This window comes from Actinospica sp. (assembly GCF_035552695.1).
Taxonomy (GTDB): Bacteria; Actinomycetota; Actinomycetes; order Streptomycetales; family Catenulisporaceae; genus Actinospica.
This window is the reverse complement of the sequence record NZ_DASZKT010000181.1, coordinates 1-3,860: the sequence shown is the minus strand read 5'-3', so window position 1 is coordinate 3,860 and position 3,860 is coordinate 1. Positions and strand designations below refer to the sequence as shown.

The window sequence follows — 3,860 nt, the reverse complement described above, 5'->3', positions numbered from 1 at the left end:
GCCGTCGTCCTGGCCGGCGGCCTCTCGCACGGCACCGAGGCAGCCTTCCACACCACCTTCTGGTGGCTGGCCGGCTGCTCGATCGCCGCACTCGCCTGCGCCCTGTGGCTGCGCGGCGCGTTGCGATCAACGCGGAACAGGACCACATAGGCTCCTCAACCCTCAAAGTCGCACCGGCCTGCGCTGGCCCACAAACCGGAGCCGAGCTGTGCTGGGACAAGGTCGGCGACTGGCCCGGCCTGCGACCGGACACGCGGGAGCCTCAGCCCAGGCAACGCTGGCCGCGCAGGTCGAGGTCGGCGATCAACTCCGTGATGTCGTGGCGGCCCTGCTTGGGCTCGTCACGCGGGCTGTTTCGGGACTGACTGCGGCCCGGGTGAGGGGGGAGGATGTAGCGGTGAACTCCTCGCCGTACGACCCCTGCACGAGCTCGGCCACTATCGCTGCCCCGCCCGCGCAGGCTGTCGGCTCACCGGGTGTGCCGGCGTCTGCCCCGGAGCAGCGCTACCTTCTCGACAATGCGCGGGCCGAGGCGGGCGAGCGGTTCGTCGCGCTGGCCGAGTTGTTCGACGGCGTGACGCGCGGGCACTTCGACCGCCTGGGAGTGGGGCCGGGCTGGCGCTGCTGGGAGGCGGGGGCCGGGGGCCGCGGCATCCCCGAGGCGCTCGCCGCGGCCGTCGGACCGACCGGGTACGTGCTGGCGACCGACATCAACCCGGCGTGGCTGGACCCGCACGGGACCTACGAGGTACGCAGGCACGACGTCGTCGCGGATCCGCCGCCGGAGCCGGGCACGTTCGACCTGGTGCACGCCCGGCTCGTCCTCATCCACGTGCCCGACCGGGCCCGAGCGCTGGCAACGATGGTGGCGGCGCTGCGGCCCGGCGGCCGGCTACTGGTGGAAGACGCCGACACCGAACTGCAGCCGTTGGTGTGCCTCGACGAAACCGGCCCGGCGCAGCAGCGCGCCAACCGGCTGCGGAGTGCCTTCCGGGAGCTGATGACACACCGCGGCGCTGACCTGCGCTACGGCCGTACGCTGCCGAGGACGTTGCGTGCGGCGGGCCTGATCGACGTCGCGGCTGCTGGCAGTTTCCCGGTCGGCGGGACGGTGTGCGACCGCCTGGAGATCGCGTCGATACGGCAGGTCCGCGCCGAGCTGGTCGCCGCCCGGCTGACCGATGACGCCGAGATCGACGCGCACCTGGCCGCCGTCGCCGCAGGCGAACTCGACCTCACCCTGGCACCGCTGATCTCGGCGTGGGGACGCCGCCCGGACCGGTAGGCGAGGCAATGGAGTTCCCGCCCACCCCGGACTCACCCTGCTGGTCTACACCGCCCCAGCCGAGAGTCCCGCGGCCGACCGCCTCAGCCTCATCGCCAGCTGGGCCGTCACCGCCGAACGCTCCGGCGAACTCGCCAGCCATGAGGTCAGCCGGACACCAGATCGAGCAACACGCTGACGTCGGGCATGGCTTCGAGGTGTTCCGCCGGTCAGGTGTTGGTGGCGGACCCTATCCGGTCAGGGTGACGGCGGCGACGCGATCGTCGGCGATCAGGTCCGCGACGGCGTCCGGGCCGACCAGCAGCGACGTGCACAGTCCGGCCGGGGCACCCGCCCTCCGCAGGATCTCCGCCAACCGCATCGCGCAGCCGGTCACGTTGCCTGCGTGCTTGAGCAGCACGCCGTTGCCCGCGGCGAGAGCCGGGGCCAGCACGCGCACGAACTGCCAGCAGGGGTAGTTCCACGGCATGACGGCCAGCAGCACGCCGAGCGGCTCGAAGACGATCGTGCTCTCGGTCGCGGCCGAGGTCACGACCTGCGCCGCGAGGTAGTGCCCGGCGTGCTCGGCGTAGTGCTCCAGCGTCCAGGCCGACTTGTCGATCTCCGCACGTGCTTCGGCGATCGGTTTGCCCATCTCGCTGGTGATGAGCCGCGCGAAGGATTCCCGGTCGGCCCGGAGTTCGCGGGCGATCGCGGTCAGCAGCGGGAGCCGCTCGGCGATGTCCGTGGCCCGCCAGGCCCGTTGTGCGCTCGCGGCAGCCGCGAGCGCGGCCTCGACCTGGTCCGGAGTGTGCTCGTCGTAAGTAGCGATCGTGGCTTCGGTCGCCGGGTTGACCGACCGCAGCATGAACCGGTCCTTTCTCGATGGGGCGACGCGTGCGTGGTCCGGCGCGGCTAGCGCGCCGCCAGGCGCAGCGCACCGGCCAAGGTGGCCGAGCCGATGTTGGCGCCGCAGGCCAGCACCACGATCCGGCCGCCGTGGTGCGCGGCGGCGTGCCGGCGGGCGGCCGCGAAGGCGACTCCGGCCGCGCCCTCCACCAGCAGGTGCTCGGTGTCGATGATCGAGGCCAGTTCGGCGGCGATCTCCTGCTCGGAAACGGAAACCCACTCATCGACCAGTTCGGCGCACAGGTCGACGGTGATCGAGCCGTCCTCCAGATTGCCTGCCGAACCGTCGGACAGCGTGAGCTCGGTGGGCACCGAGATGACCTTGCCTGCCGCGACCGAGGCGATCATCGCCGCGTCGTTGCGCGGCGAGGCGCCGTACACGCGCACGCCAGGGAGGTGGTGCCTGACCACCGAGGCGACGCCGCTCATCAGGCCACCCCCGCCGACGTTGACGAACAGAGCGTCGACGTCCCGCCCCTCCAACTGCTCGACGATCTCCACGCCTGCGGTGCCCTGGCCGGCGATCACGTCTGGGTCGTTGTAGGGCGCCAGGTAGATCAGGCCGTGCTCGTCGGCGTAGGCCCTGGCGATGCCCTCGACGACCCCGGCGTCGGCGTCGTGGGTGTGCAATTCGACGCCGAGGCGGCGCAACGCGTCGACCTTCACCGTCGAGGCGCTGGCTGGCACGAACACCACGGCCCGGCCGCCGAGTGCCCGCATCGCGTTGACGACCCCGAGTCCGTGGTTGCCGGTGGAGGCCGTGACCACGCCGTCCGCACGTTGTTGCGGGGTCAGGGTCATCGCCTTGGCCAGCGAGCCGCGCGCCTTGAACGAGCCGGTGCGTTGCCGGAACTCGCACTTGACCAGAACCTCGACGCCGAGTTCGTCGCTCAGCGCGTCGAACCGGACCAGCGGGGTGCTGTCGAGGTGTTCGTGCAGGGCGGGCGCGATCTCGGTCGAGCGGCGGGCTATCTCGGCCGGTGTCAGCGGGTTCAGCGGGGGCACAGGGCAACTCCTTCACCTGGCGGCAGCACGCTGCCAGGTGTGTGGTCGGCGTTGACAGGGGATGGTTATGCGTTGCCGACGGTGGTGTCCGCGGCGAGCACGCCGTGCACCGCCGGGAGCGCGGTCGGACCCGAGTTGACGTTGGTGGCGCGGTCGACGCGCACGCCCTCGGCGGTGAAGACCAGGCGCAGCCGATCGATGAAGGGGCCCTCCAGGAAGTGCCAGGCCAGTTCCAGCGCGTCCCCGCCGTCCGTCCACTCGGCACCGGCGAGGATCAATGCGTCGGTCTCCTGGTAGGCGTGGTGCAGCCGCCACACGCTGACCCCGGTGCGCTGGCGGACCCAGTGCCCGACGCCGTGCTCGATCTGGTGCGTACCGGTGTCGTCGGCCAGGGTGAGCCGGACGGTGTCCTCCCGCACCTCCACCGACAGGGCGCGCAGCCCGTGCTCGCCGGGCTCGATCAGGTAGTGCCCGACGAATCCGGCGCGGTGCCGGTGCGCGCCCGGCCGGATCACCCGGCTGGACGACACGCGGGTGTGGGGGCTGGGTACCAAGGACGTCGCGGAGATCTTCGGTGCGCCGGTCGACCTGGCCGCGATGCGGGAGGTCCCGGTCCAGCTCGTGGTGGGTGCGGCAGACGTGGAGACCTGGGAGATCAACAACCCGGGCGGCGCCAACTGGA

The 3,860-nt window shown here is 71.8% G+C and carries 4 protein-coding genes; 1 reads left to right on the top strand and 3 read right to left on the bottom strand.

Annotation, left to right across the window (positions count from 1 at the left end):
* The first annotated feature begins 478 nt into the window (after positions 1-478).
* A complete protein-coding gene (locus tag VG296_RS21215) occupies positions 479-1,285 on the top strand; it encodes a methyltransferase domain-containing protein (protein WP_325568258.1) in 807 nt (268 codons plus the stop codon).
* A 229-nt stretch (positions 1,286-1,514) separates the two neighbouring features.
* Here VG296_RS21215 and VG296_RS21210 read toward each other — a convergent pair whose 3' ends face one another.
* The 3 genes from VG296_RS21210 to VG296_RS21200 all read right to left on the bottom strand — a co-directional run bounded on the left by VG296_RS21210 (position 1,515) and on the right by VG296_RS21200 (position 3,708).
* On the bottom strand, positions 1,515-2,132 hold the full coding sequence (locus VG296_RS21210; RefSeq protein WP_325568256.1) for an aldehyde dehydrogenase family protein: 618 nt from the start codon (positions 2,130-2,132) through the stop codon (positions 1,515-1,517).
* A 47-nt stretch (positions 2,133-2,179) separates the two neighbouring features.
* Positions 2,180-3,178 carry a pyridoxal-phosphate dependent enzyme gene (locus tag VG296_RS21205; protein WP_325568254.1) on the bottom strand — a complete coding sequence of 333 codons (999 nt, stop codon included), beginning with the start codon at positions 3,176-3,178 and terminating at the stop codon, positions 2,180-2,182.
* A gap of 65 nt (positions 3,179-3,243) precedes the next feature.
* A complete protein-coding gene (locus VG296_RS21200) occupies positions 3,244-3,708 on the bottom strand; it encodes a hypothetical protein (RefSeq protein ID WP_325568252.1) in 465 nt (154 codons plus the stop codon).
* Positions 3,709-3,860 lie beyond the last annotated feature (152 nt).